Source organism: bacterium, from assembly GCA_023150945.1.
Classification (GTDB): Bacteria; Zhuqueibacterota; Zhuqueibacteria; order Zhuqueibacterales; family Zhuqueibacteraceae; genus Coneutiohabitans.
In genome coordinates this window covers 186,685-202,573 of sequence record JAKLJX010000005.1, presented here as the reverse complement: position 1 = coordinate 202,573, position 15,889 = coordinate 186,685, and the positions used below count along the sequence as shown (strand labels likewise).

Sequence of the window (15,889 nt, the reverse complement as noted above, 5' to 3'; positions counted from 1 at the left end):
TGGGCGGCATTTTTTTTGACTGCGCAAAATAACGAAGCGCCTGAGGAAAGTCAAGCTTGGCGGCTGCGGCAGTCAATTTTCATGTCACGGACTTGCGACAAAACGAACGAAAGTGTGAGGCCTCGTCTCAGCGCGCGGGCTGCGAGCGATCGACGGCAAGCACAGCGCACGTGACCGCATCGATCGTGACGCGCGCGACCTTGCCATCCGCCTCCGCAATGCCGCAGCGATAAAGCAGGCGGCCCTGGTCTTTCCGCACCCGCCAGCGCAGGAGTTCGCCCGGCACTACCGCCAGCGCGGTGGATTCCGCGGCGGCCCGCACCGCCGGGCTGAGCGGCACGGAGAGGTTTTCATTATCCGCCATCGCTTCGCGCAAATCCTCGGTGCGATCGAGGATCTCAACGATGCGGCCGGTGGCGGCATCGATACTCACCCGTTTCGCCGTCGAATCATTTTGCACCAAGACTTTGTACACCCGTCTGCCCAGATCGACCTCCTGTCGCAAGCTGGTGACAAATCCGCCCGGCACTTGCTCTCGGGCGATTTGTTCGGCGTCATGCCGCGCGGCCGGCTTGGTGGGTTTCTCCGCAGCGCAACCCAGAACCAGCCCACAAAACACCGCGAGAATAACGCCGGTAGGATTGACAATCATGGCAGGCACGTCCTCACAACTTTCATATGGAATCAGCGACCGAGTCAAATCGACTTCCTATTCAACCTGAATGTCGAATTCCTGCCCCCGCGCGCCCTGACGTGCGTGGCAGCATCGCCGGCCTGTCGCAGCGGCCAGCCGGCGGCAGAAAGCGCAGCGCACGTAGGCAGATTCAGGTTCACGATGGGTTATATAGCCGCAAGCACTGCCGCCAGCGAAAGGCAGATTTGCAGATTGCGGCCGGAAACGAGATGAGAAAAACCACCGCCCGGGCGCTGCGCAATGGACAACGGCAAGTGCCATTCAATTCGTGCAAGCTTCGGAAGCAAGCGCCCGGGCGATTTCTTCGTCCGCGGACGGACGCGAGACTATCTTTCAATCGAGAAGCCGTTGATCGGGGAGGGACTCGCGGCGGCCGGTTCTTCCACCGGGCGCTGGCGCATCTGCACGAGCACACGGGCGGCCGCAAACACCGCCAGGCCGCAAATGAGGGCGTTGAGCAGCAGGGCCAAAGTGACACCCAGCTTCTCGGCAACGAAACCGATCTGCAGGCTGCCCAACGGCATCAAGCCGCCGAAACACAGCACATAGAAACCCATCACCCGGCCGCGCAAGTGATCGGGCACACGCTGCTGCAGCGCACTGTTGCTGTTGACATTGAACAGAATCAGACCCAAGCCCATCAGCGCCAGACTGATCGTGGCGAGCAACGGCTGGCGCGACAATGCAAACCCCATGATCGCGAGGGTGAAGATGAGAAGACCGGCCAGCAAGATCTTGCGCGGCCGAAAGCGGCTGGCCACCGTCGCCGAAAACACCGCGCCGCTGAGCGCGCCCAGGCCGCTTGCCGACAGCAATTGCCCAAGCTCGACCGCACCGCCGCCCAAAATCTTGTCAGCATAAACCGGCAGAATGACGGTGTAGGACCAACCAAAAACCGTCGAAACCGCCACCAACCCCAGCACGCCCCATACCAATTGCGAGCTGCGAATGTAAGCAGCGCCCTCCCGCAGCGATTGCAGCAGTCGCAGCGGCGCCTTTTCCTGCCGCGCCGGTGCGCGCGAGCGAATCGCGGCCACAGCCAGAATGGTCGCCAGAAACGACAGAGCATTGGCGGCCATGCACCAGGCCGTGCCAAAAGCTGCAATCACCAGGCCGCCCACGGCCGGCCCGAACATGCGCGCGCCGTTGAACATCGCCGAGTTGAGCGCAATGCCGTTGGCAAGATCTTCCTTGCCCACCATCTCAACCAGAAAGGATTGCCGTGCGGGAATGTCAAAGGCATTGACCAGGCCGTTCAGGAACACCAGCACCGCCACCAGGTGAATTTCGACGGCGTGCAGCCAGATCAACACCGCAAACAAGCCGGCGATGATCAGCGCCAGCGCATTGGTGGCCAACACCAGCCGCCGGCGGTTGAAACGGTCGGCCACGCTGCCGCCAATCAACGCAAACAAGGAAAGCGGCAGGAATCCCAAGAAGCTGATGAGGCCCAGCCATGCCGGCGAGCGGGTGAGTTCATACACGAGCCAGCTTTGTGCGGTGTTTTGCATCCAGGTGCCGATGAAGGACACGAACTGGCCGGCAAAGAAGATGCGGTAGTCGCGATGCCGCAGTGCACCGAAGCGAAGAGCAAGGGACACAATAAGCGTGCAGATGAAGTGAAAGGTAGTGGCGAATTGAAGCAGCGAAGTTCAGAATCAACCGCTGCGAATGCTCCGCTCACACGGTGAGATCGGAGAGAATAGAGAAAGAGGTGTTTGAGAATCTCCTTCCGGGTAGGAGGTGTTGCGCGCGTGAAAATCAGCTCATCCGCGCAGCATGCGCTGCAATGGTTGCAAGCACACTCGGCAAGTCCGCGGCCGCGTGCTGCACCGGGTTGGCATGCCGGCACTCGAGCTGCGCAAGCGCTTGCTGATGGTAGGCGATTTTGGATTCAACGAACTTCAAGCCGTTTGCGGTCGAGATCACCACCACCCGCTCGTGCGGTTGCACCTGCCGGCGCGCCACCATTTTGATGAGCGCGGCAAGCGCCACCCCGGTTTGCGGGCAAACGAAATGGCCGTGGCGGTCCGCCAGCGCCGCTGCCTCGGCCAGCTCCTCTTCGCTCGCCTGCTCGACCATGCCGTCGAACTGTTGCAAAATTCTGATCGCCTTTTTGAAGCTGACGGGATTGCCGATTTGAATCGCGCTCGCCAGCGTGGGCAGCGCTGACTGGGGGTGAAATTCACGATATCCGGTAAGGAAGCTGGCATAAAGCGGATTGGCATGCGCTGCTTGCGCACAGGCCAGACGCGGCAGCCGCGCGATCAAGCCCAACTCGCGCAGCAAGAGAAAGCCGTTGCCGAGCGCGGTGACATTGCCGAGATTGCCGCCCGGCACGATCACCCAGTCCGGCACCTGCCAGCCCAGTTGTTGCACCAGCTCGACAGCCACGATCTTCTGGCCTTCCAGCCGCAGCGAGTTCATCGAGTTGGCGAGATAAACCTCGGGCCGCGCCGCGAGCTGCTGCACCAGCCGCATGCACCCGTCGAAATCCGTTTCCAATGCCAGCGTCAGGCTGCCGTGCGCCCGCGGTTGAATCAATTGCGCCGGACTGATCTTGCCCGCCGGCAGCAACACCACTGATGGAATGCCGGCCGCCGCGCAATAGGCCGCGAGCGAGGCCGAGGTGTCGCCGGTCGAAGCACAGACCACGGCTTCGATTCGGCGGCCCGACGCGATCATCTGCTTCACCTGCGACACCAGCACGGTCATGCCCAGGTCTTTGAACGAGCCGGTGGGACTGTCGCCGCACTGCTTGATCCAAAGCTGCTCCAGCCCCAGGCTTTTGCCAAAGCCGCCGGCCGGCCGCAACGCGGAGTAGCCCTCCCCCAGTGACACAATGTTGTCATCCTGCAAGTGAGGATGAACCCACTCTTTCTTCGCCCAAATGCCGGAGACGCCGGCGCGCAGTTGCTGGCGTTGATCAAAAAGCTGCCGCCACTGCGCGGCGCTGCGGCCGGCGAGCGGCCGCAAGTCGTGCTTCACCTCCAGCAAGTCATGGCAGTGCGGGCAGCGGTAGATGATTTCGTCCAGTGGATATTCGCCGGCGCAGCCGCTGCTGCAACGGTAACTGGCATGCAGTTCGTTCATGAGCGCGGGTGCGGACTCACTTCCCCTGAAAATTCGCGGGCCGCTTTTCCAGAAACGCCCGTGTGCCTTCTTTCATGTCTTCCGTCGAGAAGCACATGCCGAAGAGATTGGATTCGAGCTGCACCCCCTCTTCCAGCGTCATGTCCAGGCCGTGCACCACGGCTTCCAGGGTGAGCTTGATCGCGATCGGGCCTTTCTTGAAAACAGTCTGCAAAATCTCCTCGCATTTGGCGAGCAGTTGTTCCGGCGGGGTGACGTGATTGACCCAGCCCAGGCGATAGGCTTCCTGGGCATCGATTATATTGCCGGTGAGCAGCAGCTCGAGGGCGCGGCCTTTGCCGATCAAGCGCGGCAGGCGTTGCGTGCCGCCGTTACCGCACATGATGCCGAGGTTCACTTCCGGCTGGCCGAACTTGGCCTTTTCGGAGGCCACGCGCAGGTGGCAGGCCAGCGCCAATTCGCTGCCGCCGCCCAGGCAGAAGCCATTCACCGCGGCGATGATGGGCTTGGGATAGCGCTCGATGAAGCGCAGAATCTCCTGGCTTTGCAGCGAAAATTCTTTGGCGCTCACCGGCGTTTGCTGCGCCAGCTCACTGATGTCTGCGCCGGCGGCAAAGGCTTTTTCACCGGCGCCGGTCAGAATGACGCCACCGACGCCGGAGTCCTCTTTCACCGCGGCCAGCGCGTGCTGCAGTTCCTGCATGGTTTTCCAATTCAGCGCGTTGAGCTTGTCCGGCCGGTTGAGGGTCAGATAGGCGATTTTGTTCTTCACCGCGAAGAGAATGTTTTCGTAGGGCATGAGAGGCTCCGTTGGGTTTGTCGCATGCAAGGTGAGTTCCGGCTTCCTGCGCTGGCGCGCGAGTGCGGCCGTGCCGGCGAAGCTGACGACTGGCCGCAAACTGCAGTTTCAATTTCCCCCAAAACAAACTCGCCCACAGCATCGGAAATTCCCCGGAGAATTGAAAGCGGAAATTTCCCCGGCGAATTCGCGATGCCGCGGGCGATAGGGCTGCCACAACTCGAAGGTGGCGGCCGCTGGCCTCAACTGGTCTTGGTCTTGGGCTTCACCAAATCCCTGCGCGTGAGGTGCAGCTTGTCGAAACTGGCGGACGAGATCACGTAGTACCAGCGCGCAAAGCGTGTATTGAGATCGTTGGACAGGTTGTGGCCCTTGTCCATCTTCTTCTGCCACTCGTCATATTCGTCCTGCAACCGCTTGTTCTCACGATCCGCCTCGGTCCACAAGCTATCGGGCTTGCTCGCGAAGTCGGTGTTGCGCGGTTTTTTGGGCTCGGCCGGCAGTTGCTTGGGATCGAAGCTGGTGGTGATGAACAGATAGCGGTTCTCCGCCGGACCGCTGCCCGGCGGCGGCGCGAGTGAATCGCTGCCGGCGGTGACCGCCTCGCCCTGGCCGTAAACCACTTCACCGAAGCGCAGCGTGTAGATCACGCCGTCTTTGGTGGTCGCCTGCAGCTCGCCTTCATTGGAGAGCAACTGGCCGTTGGGGGTGAAGTAGTAGCCCTTGCTTTGCAGCGACAGCATGTCGGATTGCGAGAGCATCACGCCGGAGCTGGACTTTTCCAGGCTCTCGGACAGGCCGGCGGGTTTCAGGCGCACACCCACGATCGCCAGGCCGTCGAGCGCGGTGAGGAAGTCATTCATCTTGGTTTTGTCGACTTCCTCGCTGCTGCGCATGTTGTTCGCCAGCCAGTCGCTTTCCTTTTTGTCGAGCACAATCACATCACGCTGGTTGACAATGCCGCGGCGCTCGTCGATGGAATAGTCCTTGAGCACGACTTGCTGGATATCGTCTTTGTTGACCTGCAGCAAATCGGCTTCGATCCAGTCGCTGAACTTGGTGGAGATGTCGATGTTCATGCGCGCGGCGTAGACGCGCTTCTGGCCGGGCACGCGCACGAAGCGGAAGCCGTCGCGGCCTTCGATGGGCTTGCCGATGATGAAATCCGCCAGCACCTGCTCGCCGGCGCCTTTGATGGTGACGCGCTTGCCGCGGCCCTTGAGGCTGGCCGCCTTCTCGTCCAGCGGATCGACGACGCCGCACCCTTCGTGATCACTGACGTTGTCGGAGCGAAAATCATCCTTCTTGATGTCGATCACGGCCGCGGCGGTTTTTGCCAGGCGATCCTTGCCGTCCGCCGGATAGTTGTGATGCGAGGGGATGGTCCACTTGCCATCCTTCAACTGAACTTTGAAGGGCTGCGCGCTGCCGGTGGCCTCGTCGTAGTCGATCACTTCCAGCGAGGTGGCGGTGAGCGGGTCCTTGAATTCCGGGAAGAACGGCTGGCCTTGATCGTTGAAAGCCGTGGGGGTCACCCGGCGCGGGGCAGTGATCAAGGCCAGCACCAGCAGGCCCGCCGCCACGCCGACAAATGTCAGAGTTTTCTTTTTCTCGCTCATGTCAGCTCCTCAATCTTCTGGCCGCGGCCGCGCCTTCTTGCTCGCGTTTGCGGCGGCGCATGAAAATCATCACGCCCATGACAAAAACCGGGATCGGCGGCAGCAGCACCGCCAGCGTTTTGATGCCGCTCTGAATGCGGTGGATCGCCGCCTCCATGTTTTCCTTGCTGGCCTGAATCTTGGCTTCTTTCGCGGCTTCGATGTTGGCCTTTTGCACTTCGAAACGGCGGTTTTCGACCTGCTGCACGTTCTCCGCCATGATTTGCTTGGTCTGCGCGTCCAAATCGGTGCGCTGGCGGATCTCCGCCACTTTTTCATTGAGCTGGCGTTGCGCCTCGTCGAGCGCGCGCTGCGCCTCCGCTTCGGCGTCCTGCTCTTCCTTCACGCGCTGCTCGATGTTGGCGAGGGTGCGGGCTTCCACGGTCTCCAGCGTGCGGTGCTTGACCCGGCGCTTGCGCAGGGTGACGAAGGAATCATCGCCGACGAGATAGTCCATGCAGTTCAGGAAAAAGGTCACGTTGTCGAAATTGAGATTCTCGAAGCCGCGCCGGCGCAATTCAAAGAACTGCTCGGAGATGAAGTCGAGATCCGCGATGAAGATGACTTTGAGATTCTTGTCGCCGCCGAGCGAGTCCTTTTGGGTGCCATGCACATACGCGGCCAGGGTCTGGTCCAGGTTGCCCGGAATGTGCCGCAGGCGCCGCGAATCAGTGAGCTGGGTGCCGAAAAAGCTGCGTTGCACCATTTGTTGATAATGCAGCGTGCCGGACACCGTGCCGCTGCGCAACAGCGGTTGAAACGTGAAGGGACTGCTGGGCGAGGGGGACATGGAGCCGGGATAGAGCAGCACGACTTCCTGCAGGCCGGAGCTGGCGAGGTGCTCCCGGTTGAACGGCTCGGTGGTCTCGTTGCCCGCGCCCACGAACACGATCTCCGGCGGAATCTGCGCCAGGTCGGGATGCGGGTTGTAAGTGTCCCACGTAATCTGCGCCGAGTTCCAACTGATGCCGAGCTTGCTCAGCAAGGCTTGAATGTTGCCCTTGGGCTTGGGCTGCGGCGCATTGTTGCGCATGAACGGATTCATATCCGCGCCCGCGCGCTCGGAGGGCGCCAGCCCCACGTTGATGATGGGCAGCGGATCATCGAGCAACAGCGTCGGCGTGCCGGCTTCGATGCGGCGCAGCAGATTGTCCATGGCCTCCTGCGGCAAGGCGGAGGGCAGCGCCACCAGCAGACCGTCCAGGGAATCTGTGATCGCGCTGGCAGGATCGACTTGCACGACTTCGTATTGCTTCTTGAGCTCGTCCACCACCGGCCAGGCCGGGTTGCTGCGCATGGTTTGAAAATCAAAGCCGCCGAACAGCTTGGCGTCGGTGTTGACGATGCCGATCTTCTTGCGTTGCGTTTGCGCCACCACGCGAATGCTGCGCGCCAGCTCATATTCCACCGGCAAGCCGGCATCGAAGAACGGAATCACCTGTTCCACCGCGCCGCAGGTGAAGGCCACACCCATGAACACCTGCGCGCTGCTGGCGCGCGCGCTGCCGGGATTTGCCACCTCCACGGGCGTGATGCCGAATTTCTCGCGCGCGTCCCGCGCCTCCTGCGTGTAAGGCTCGGTGTCGTGGATCAGCACCTGCACGCGATTACCGCCCGCCGAAGCAATTTCCCGCAGGAAGCTGAGCAGGTTTTGCCGCGTCTGCACGTATTGCTGCGGCACTTCCTTGCTCAAGTATGCCTGAATCAAAACCGGGCGCTCCGGCGGGATTTCGCGGAGCAAGGACTTGGTTTCGCCCGAAAGCGAGTGCAACTGTTCAGCGGTCACGTCCAAACGCAGGCTCAAACGGCCGAGCACGGCGTTCAAGCCAATCAGGGCAATCACCAGCGCCACCGCGCGCACGAGATGATGCGCCGACATTTTGTAGCCATCGGCTTCCTGCGGCCAGTGCCGCCGGCTGATCAAGGTCACATTCAAATAGAGAAACAAGCCGGCAATCGAAGCGAAATAGAGCAGGCCGCCCAGACTGATCACCCCGCGGGAAAAATCGCCGAAGTGGCCGAACACGCCCAGCGGCGCCAGGAAGTTTTTGACGGTCTGGCCAAAGATGCCGCCCAGCGCCTCGATGAAAACGAAGACCGAGCAAAACACCGCGCCGGCAATAAACGCGATGGTCGCGTTGGAGGTGAGCAGCGAGGCCAGCATGCCAACCGCGATCAACGCGCCGCCGATGAGCCAGTAGCCCAAATAGTTGCCGAGCATCAAGCCGAGATCGGGCCAGCCCAGAAAGAACAGCACGATGACGTGGCTGAGCGAAAGCAGCAGCGAGGCGGTGTAAATGCCGAAAGCCGCGAAGTACTTGCCCAGCACGATTTCCAAATCAGTGGCCGGCAGCGTCAACAACAACTCATCGGTGCCTTCTTTGTTCTCATTGGCCCACACGCCCATGGTGAGCGCGGGAATGAAGAACAGGAGCAGATACGGAAAGAAGTCGTTGAGCTGATCGAGATTGGCCAGGTTGTTGAGGAAGAAGCGCTCGCGCCAGAAGGCGGCGGCCGCGCTCAGAAAGATGAAAAGCGTGATGAAGACGTAACCCGTGGGATTGCTGAAATAGCGCCGCAGGTCGCGTCTCATGATCGACTGCACCACTTTCCAGTTGATCTTGGGCATCCAACTTATGTTCATTGGTTCAACCCTGTCGTTTTATAGTTTTCCGGTAATCTCCGCCTGGGGGCGGCCATCGCAAGTCAAGCACCGGCCCGGCCACTTTGCCCCGGCCGGGGCGCACGCCTCAGGCAGCCGCGCCGTTGCTGGTCAGGCGATAGAAGGGATTCTCCAGCGAGCCGTTTTCCATCAACTGCGCCGGCGTGCCGTCATACACCAGGCGGCCGTTGTGCACCAGAATGACGCGGTCCGCCACCGCTTCGACTTCCTGCAAGATGTGCGTGGAAAGCAGAACGGTCTTGGAGCGGCCCAGGTGTCGAATGTTCTTGCGGAATTCCCGGATCTGGTTGGGATCGAGTCCGGCGGTGGGTTCGTCCATGATCAGAACTTCCGGATCATGCAGCAGCGCCTGCGCCAGGCCGACGCGCTGGCGATAACCCTTGGAGAGTTTGCCGATCGGTTTCTCCATCACCTGCTGCAGCGCGCACAGCTCGTTCACCGCCGCGATGCGCTGTTTGGCAGCGCCGGGCTCCAAGCCGCGCGCTTCGGCGAAAAACTGCAGCAGTTCCAGCGGGGTCATGTCCTGATACAGCGGCCCGTTTTCCGGCAAGTACCCCAGTTTCCTGGCCACTTCCAGGCGATCCTGGCCGACGTCCAGGCCGGCAATGGCCGCCGACCCCTCGCTGGCGGCAAGATAGCCGCTCAGGATTTTCATGGTCGTGGTCTTGCCGGCGCCATTCGGCCCGAGAAAGGCGACGATCTGACCTTTGGGGATCGCGAAGGAAACGTCCTTGATCGCCACGAAAGGCCCGTAATACTTGCTCAGGCCTTTCGCTTCAATCATGATCTTCGGTGCAGCTTCAGCCATAAAGTGTGCCCTCTAGGTTTGATTTATGATGATTCGAAAAGTCATGCCGGGGGAATGCTGCTGCGGCGCTTGGCCAACCGCGGCTAAACCTGCGTTATCGAAAGGTTACAGACTGTTGCCAGCCGCCAAAAGTTTTGCCACGCTGCGAATTTGTTGCAGTTCCTTCACTGTTGCTGTTGCCAGACGGCGGCCCATTCGCGCAGGATCTCCAAAGCGCGAACTCACTCCCCCTGGCCGTCAACTTCTTGAATAACAAGGGTGGGGTGCCGAGGCACGCAGGGCTGGCTTTGGCAAACAGCTTGGCAATGATAAGAAATCTCGTCAAAAATGCAAGATTCTTTTCACTGCGGCGGCGTCCAGCTCGCGATGACCTTCATGACGTAGAGTCCCACCAGCACCAGCATCATGCCCACCGCCAGGGCAATGACGGCAACGGAGCCGATCATGGCGAGCACATCCTGCAGCGGTGTGCGTTCGGCGCGGGTTTTGGCGGGCGCGAGAATGGTGTCGTAGAGCATCTTGCCGGTGAAGAGAATGAAGAGCAGGATGCCGAGCGCGACGCGGGAGAAATCGATGGGGCCGTGCATGGCCACGGCCAGCGGCGACATCAGCCACAGCACCAGCGCCCATTTGGCGAGTTCGAGGAGGAGGGGTTGGAGGGATTTCACCAGATACCAGGCATCCAATGTGCACTACGGAATATCTTTCACGCAAATCAGACTTGGTCGCACGAATCGCCTCACATGTGCGCCTGATGATCAGGCAAAGGATTCACTATCCGCCCGGTTGGAAGAGATTTTCTGGGAGACCATTTGCGCTGCGTCGGCGGCACACCTGGCTGTGAGACCTCCCCTCCGTCATTTCCCTTTTGCGACGTAACGCACCGCTTGAATATCCTTGAAATGCTCATCTTGTGTCCACAAGGTCGCACCAGTGGCACGGGCCGTAGCGAGAATCACACTATCCGCCATCGGGAGAGATAACATCAGCGATATCCTCGCCGCACTCAAGGCAATTGGAGTATCCAGCGGGATGACTTGGCCTTGCATCATCAACGCTGCAGCGCGCAGGGCGGCATGCTCATCGCGCTGCTGGTTGACGCGCTTGAACACCTCGTAGATGCTGATGGATGGGACGATCAAGGCAGCCGTGTTTTCGATAGCGGAGGCGAAAAAAGCGGCGTTTGGCCCCTCGGCAAAGTATTCGAGCCAACCAGACGAGTCCACGACATTCATACGCGGTCGGCTTCCCGTTCAATCGTCGTTTCAATGCCCTTAAGAAAACCACGCATCTTCTTGACGGGTTTCAATGGAATGAGTTCAATTCGGCCTTCGTACAGGACGACTTGCACTTTATGCCCGGGCTTGAGGCCGAGTGATCGACGGACACTGAAAGGAATGACGACTTGAAACTTGGGTGAAACGGTTACGATTTCCATTGACGGTCTCCGTGTATCGCGCTGGGTTGAATCATACGCCAGTACTTTACACCCATTTTCTGTTGAAATTGAAGGAGAGAAGTGGGCCCTGTAGGACTTGAACCTACGACCAACGGATTATGAGTCCGCCGCTCTAACCGACTGAGCTAAGGGCCCGGCGGGAAGCAGCAGCCGGGCGCCGGATTTCTGCCAAGCGCACCGCTGGACCACACGGTTGCTCGTCAAAACCAAACGCCCGGTCGAGCTGTCCAAAACTCGACTTGCTGCGGCAATATAGCGCGGCATTCTCTGCGAAAGCAAGCCCTTTCTCGGGCTTTACTTCGTCAAGTCCGCCGCCTTGTCCAGCTTCTCCCAGGTGAAGCCATCCCCCTCGCGGCCGAAATGGCCGTAGGCGGCGGTGGCGCGGTAGATCGGCCGGCGCAGTTTGAGATACTCGATGATGCCGCGCGGCCGCAAATCCCAATGCTTGCGAATGAGCGCCTCGATGTTTTGATTCGAAGTTTTGCCCGTGCCGAAAGTCTCCACACAAATCGACACCGGTTGCGCCACGCCGATGGCATAGGCAACCTGGATTTCGCAGCGTTCCGCCAGGCCGGCCGCGACGATGTTCTTGGCCACGTGGCGCATGGCATAGGCGCCGGAACGATCCACCTTGGTCGGGTCTTTGCCGGAGAACGCGCCGCCGCCGTGCCGGCCAAAACCGCCGTAGGTGTCGACGATGATCTTGCGGCCGGTGAGGCCGGCATCACCCTGCGGCCCGCCCACCACGAAACGGCCGGTCGGATTGATGTGATAAACCACGTTGCCTTCGCTCAACATCTCCGCGGGAATGACGTGCTTCACCACTTTTTCGATCACCTCCGCGCGTATCTGCTCCTGGGAGACTTCAGGATGGTGCTGGGTGGAGACCACCACGGCCTCGACCGCGCGCGGCTTGCCGTCGATATAACGCACGGAAACCTGGGCCTTGCCGTCCGGCCGGAGAAAAGGCAGAATGCCCTGCTTGCGGGCCTCCGCCAAACGATGGCAGAGCTTGTGTGCCAGCAGAATCGGCATGGGCATCAGCTCCGGCGTTTCGTTGCTGGCGTAGCCGAACATCATGCCTTGATCGCCGGCGCCGTCGCGGTCAACGCCCATCGCAATGTCCGGCGATTGCCGGTCGATGGAGGTGAGCACGGCGCAGGTTTCATAATCATAGCCGTAGCTGGCGTTGGTGTAGCCGATGTCCTTGATCATCTGGCGCACGATGTCCGGGATGTGCACGTAGCAGTCGGTGGTGATTTCCCCGCCGACCACCGCGAGACCGGTGGTGACAAAAGTCTCGCAGGCGACGCGCGCCTTGGGATCCTGTGCAAAGATGGCGTCCAGCACCGCGTCGGAAATCTGATCGGCAATCTTGTCAGGATGGCCTTCGGTGACGGATTCCGACGTGAAAAGCATTGCGTTCATAGCTACTCCTTCGTGCATTATACCGAGGGGCAGTACCAAAGATGTGAGAAAGGGGTTGTTTTAGGCGAACAAATCTTTGAAGCGGTGCCGCATGTAGGGCTTGAGGTAATCATGGATTTCCCGGGCGGTGGAAAACGCCATGACTTGCTGCACCAGCTCCCGCGCTTCCTGGAAGGTGGTGTTGCGGATGATCTTCTTGATTTTGGGCACCTCGATGGGGTTGACGCTCAGTTCATCGATTTCCATGCCCACCAGCAGCAGGGTGGCAAGCTGATCGGCGGCCATTTCGCCGCACACGCCGACCCACACTCCGCGCTGATGCGCCGCGTTGATCACCTGCTGAATGAGGCGCAACACCGCGGGCTGCAGGCCCATGAGCAGATGCGCCACGCGCGCGTTGCCGCGATCGGCGGCCATGGCATATTGCGCCAAATCATTGGTGCCGATGCTGAGAAACGACACGCGTTCGGCGATTTGATCCGCCATCATCGCCGCCGAGGGCACTTCGATCATCACACCGACTTCGGTGTCCGGCTCGAACGGTTTCTTGGCCTTCACCAGCTCGCGCTTGGCTTGTTCGATCAGCGCCAGGGCGCGGTCAAGCTCATCGACGCCGGCAATCATGGGCAGCAGGATTTTGATGTTGCCCAGCACGTTGGCGCGCAGAATCGCGCGCAGTTGCTCTTTGAACAGCTCGGGCTGATCCAGACAGATGCGAATCGCGCGCCAGCCGAGAAACGGGTTGGGCTCCGGTCCGCTCTTGACGCAAGCGGGCACCTTGTCGCCGCCGAGATCCATGGTGCGAATGATCACCGGATGCGGCCGGGCTTCCTGCGCGATGCGATGGTACGTTTCGTACTGCAGTTCTTCGGAGGGCGCTTCCGCCCGGTCGAGATAGAGGTATTCGGTGCGAAACAGGCCCACGCCCTGCGCGCCGTTTTCGCGCACGAGTTTGACTTCATCGGCGAATTCCAAATTCGCGGCGAGCTCGATGTCGCGGCCGTCGCGGGTGCGCGCCGGCAAATCGCGCAAGTGCCCCAGCCGGCTGCGCGCCTCCAATTGCCTGGCCTGGCGCTTTTGATAGCGGCTAACCGTGGCTTCATCGGGATTGAGCAGGATGAGGCCTTCGTCGCCGTCGAGAATGGCGCGGTCGCCGGGCTTGCAGCGCTGGGTGATCTCGCGCAGGCCCAGCACGGCGGGCAAGCCGTTGGAGCGCGCAATGATGACGCCGTGTGAAGTAATGCCGCCGAAATCCGTGGCAAAGCCGCGAATCTTGTGGCGATTGAGCAGCACCGCCAGCGAGGGCGCCAGGTCTTCCGTGACCACAATCGCGCCGGTCGCCAGTTTGTTCAAGTAGGCGCCCTGATCGCCCTGCAAATGCCGCAGCACGCGCCGCTCCACGTCCTGAAAATCGGTGTCGCGGTGGCTGAAAAAGCTGCTTTGCTTGAGCAATTGGCTGACGTATTCGCGCATCAAGTGATGGAAGGCGAAATCGGCGTTGACCGCAAGGGTGGCGATTTCGTTTTCCAGGCGGGGGAGAAAGTCCGGGTCATCGAGGATGAGATGGTGCACCTCGAAGATCTGCGCAGCGGCGTCGCCGGCCTGCTCCTGCGCAATGGCCTGATCGTGCTCGATCTCCTGCTTCGCCTGCTGCACCGCCTGGCGCAGCCGTTCGATCTCGCGCGGCACTTCCGCGGCGGAGAGCTGTTCCCGCTCCACCACCGGCGCTTTCTCGGAATAGAGGAACACCCGGCCAATCGCAATGCCCGGCGAAGCGGGAACTCCGCGCAAGGTGACGGCGGCGGTAGGCTCGGAAGTTTTCACGGATGCGACTCGCATGGCATCATTGTTCACCGAACTTGCTGTCGAACAGCCGGGTCAATTCGGCCAGGGCGGCTACTTCGTCTTCCCCCTTGACGGAAAGGGTAATCTCGCTGCCGTAGTTGGCGGCCAGCATCATCACGCCCATGATGCTCTTGCCGTTCACCACCTGGCTTTCGCGGGTCAAGAAAACGTCGGACTTGAACTTGTTGGCGGTTTTGACCAAAAGTGCGGCCGGACGTGCATGCAATCCTAGCTTGTTCTGAACGCGGACTTTTTTCTCCAGCATGTCCAAATCGCGATTAGGCTTTTCGATGTAGGATCATCTCAACCAACTGTTGCAGCGCGTGCAGGTCAGCGGCCGGTGCCAGCGCCGCCAGGCTGCGATTGGCTTCGGCAACGTGGCGCTGAACCGCGGATTCTGCGGCGGCCAGGGCGCCGGTCGCGCGAAACAGGTGTTGCGCCGCGAGAATGTCTGCTTCGCTGATCGCCGGTTTGGCAAACAAGTCGCGCAAGGCGCGGCGCTGCTCGGTGCGCCCGTTTTCCATGGCGTGGACATAAAGAAACGTGCGCTTGTGCCGCCGCACGTCGCTGCCGAAATCCTTGCCCAGCGTCGCCTGCTCCACGGTAATGTCGAGCAAATCATCTTGAATCTGAAAGGCCAGGCCGAGATGCTCGGCGAAGCGCCGAAAGGCCGCGATCTGCGCGGCGTTCGCATTCGCCAATATCGCGCCGATCTGTGTGCAAATGGCAAGCAGGCGCGCTGTCTTTTTCATGATCATGACTTCATAGCGCGCCATGGTCACACCTTCGTCATGCTCGAACTCGGCGTCCAACGCCTGACCTTCGCAGATTTCCAGAATGCCGTTGGTGAAAATCTCGCAAATGCGGCTGAGCTGGGGCGTGTCGGTCTGCAGCAGGCTTTGATAGGCCAGCACCACCAAACCGTCGCCCGCCAGGATGGCGACATCGACGTTCCAGCGGCGGTGCACCGTTGGCCGGCCGCGCCGGGTCTCATCGCGGTCCATGATGTCATCGTGCACCAGGGTGAAATTGTGCATCAACTCGACCGCGGCGGCGGCGGGCAGGGCTTGTTGCACCGAACCGCCCAGCGCATCACAACTCAACAACAGCAAAACCGGCCGGATGCGCTTGCCGTTGCCGGCCATGGCATAACGCATGGGATCGTAAAGGCTGCCAGGCTCGCCGCGGCCGTCGCCGTTTCGCCCCGGCGCCAGGAACGAATCGAGATAGGTGTTGACCAGCTCTTTGAATCGGACGAATTTCTCAAGGTATTCTGACACGGAAACATTCCAACTGGATCGTCCCCGTGCGAGGTATCAGGTGAGATCAGAAGACCATCGGACACGCAGACGGGGCAGTAGCATTGGTGATTGTATGGCAGAGCGCAGGCACTTCGCGTCAAAGGTCGGCAAAAATAACCAT

Annotated in this window: 14 protein-coding genes and 1 tRNA gene; all 15 read right to left on the bottom strand. The window is 60.6% G+C overall.

Annotation, left to right across the window (positions count from 1 at the left end):
- Positions 1-127 precede the first annotated feature (127 nt).
- On the bottom strand, positions 128-652 hold the full coding sequence (locus tag L6R21_09065; protein MCK6559340.1) for a PepSY domain-containing protein: 525 nt from the start codon (positions 650-652) through the stop codon (positions 128-130).
- A gap of 368 nt (positions 653-1,020) precedes the next feature.
- A complete protein-coding gene (locus L6R21_09060; GenBank protein ID MCK6559339.1) occupies positions 1,021-2,295 on the bottom strand; it encodes an MFS transporter in 1,275 nt (424 codons plus the stop codon).
- 160 nt (positions 2,296-2,455) lie between these two features.
- Entirely contained in the window at positions 2,456-3,787 is a 1,332-nt protein-coding gene (gene thrC / locus L6R21_09055; GenBank protein MCK6559338.1) for a threonine synthase, read from the bottom strand.
- Positions 3,788-3,803: 16 nt separating this feature from the next.
- On the bottom strand, positions 3,804-4,586 hold the full coding sequence (locus L6R21_09050) for an enoyl-CoA hydratase-related protein (GenBank protein ID MCK6559337.1): 783 nt from the start codon (positions 4,584-4,586) through the stop codon (positions 3,804-3,806).
- Positions 4,587-4,828: 242 nt separating this feature from the next.
- A complete protein-coding gene (locus tag L6R21_09045) occupies positions 4,829-6,205 on the bottom strand; it encodes a DUF4340 domain-containing protein (GenBank protein ID MCK6559336.1) in 1,377 nt (458 codons plus the stop codon).
- Position 6,206: 1 nt separating this feature from the next.
- Positions 6,207-8,873 carry a Gldg family protein gene (locus tag L6R21_09040; GenBank protein MCK6559335.1) on the bottom strand — a complete coding sequence of 889 codons (2,667 nt, stop codon included), beginning with the start codon at positions 8,871-8,873 and terminating at the stop codon, positions 6,207-6,209.
- Positions 8,874-8,994: 121 nt separating this feature from the next.
- On the bottom strand, positions 8,995-9,735 hold the full coding sequence (locus tag L6R21_09035) for an ATP-binding cassette domain-containing protein (GenBank protein ID MCK6559334.1): 741 nt from the start codon (positions 9,733-9,735) through the stop codon (positions 8,995-8,997).
- A gap of 341 nt (positions 9,736-10,076) precedes the next feature.
- Positions 10,077-10,403: a hypothetical protein gene (locus L6R21_09030; protein ID MCK6559333.1), complete on the bottom strand. Its 327-nt coding sequence runs from the start codon at positions 10,401-10,403 to the stop codon at positions 10,077-10,079.
- A 189-nt stretch (positions 10,404-10,592) separates the two neighbouring features.
- Positions 10,593-10,970: a type II toxin-antitoxin system VapC family toxin gene (locus L6R21_09025; protein ID MCK6559332.1), complete on the bottom strand. Its 378-nt coding sequence runs from the start codon at positions 10,968-10,970 to the stop codon at positions 10,593-10,595.
- Positions 10,967-11,173 carry an AbrB/MazE/SpoVT family DNA-binding domain-containing protein gene (locus L6R21_09020; GenBank protein ID MCK6559331.1) on the bottom strand — a complete coding sequence of 69 codons (207 nt, stop codon included), beginning with the start codon at positions 11,171-11,173 and terminating at the stop codon, positions 10,967-10,969. The genes L6R21_09025 and L6R21_09020 overlap by 4 nt, the downstream gene beginning before the upstream one ends.
- A gap of 82 nt (positions 11,174-11,255) precedes the next feature.
- Positions 11,256-11,329: transfer RNA gene (locus L6R21_09015), tRNA-Ile, on the bottom strand.
- A 159-nt stretch (positions 11,330-11,488) separates the two neighbouring features.
- The gene (gene metK / locus L6R21_09010; GenBank protein ID MCK6559330.1) at positions 11,489-12,622 is read right to left on the bottom strand and encodes a methionine adenosyltransferase; all 1,134 of its coding nucleotides are present in this window, start codon (positions 12,620-12,622) and stop codon (positions 11,489-11,491) included.
- Positions 12,623-12,682: 60 nt separating this feature from the next.
- Positions 12,683-14,461, bottom strand: a complete 1,779-nt coding sequence (gene ptsP, locus L6R21_09005; GenBank protein MCK6559329.1) for a phosphoenolpyruvate--protein phosphotransferase — start codon at positions 14,459-14,461, stop codon at positions 12,683-12,685.
- 4 nt (positions 14,462-14,465) lie between these two features.
- Positions 14,466-14,732 carry an HPr family phosphocarrier protein gene (locus tag L6R21_09000; protein MCK6559328.1) on the bottom strand — a complete coding sequence of 89 codons (267 nt, stop codon included), beginning with the start codon at positions 14,730-14,732 and terminating at the stop codon, positions 14,466-14,468.
- Between the two features lie 13 nt (positions 14,733-14,745).
- Positions 14,746-15,747 (bottom strand): polyprenyl synthetase family protein, encoded by a 1,002-nt coding sequence (locus L6R21_08995; protein ID MCK6559327.1) that lies wholly within the window; start codon positions 15,745-15,747, stop codon positions 14,746-14,748.
- Between the last annotated feature and the right edge of the window lie 142 nt (positions 15,748-15,889).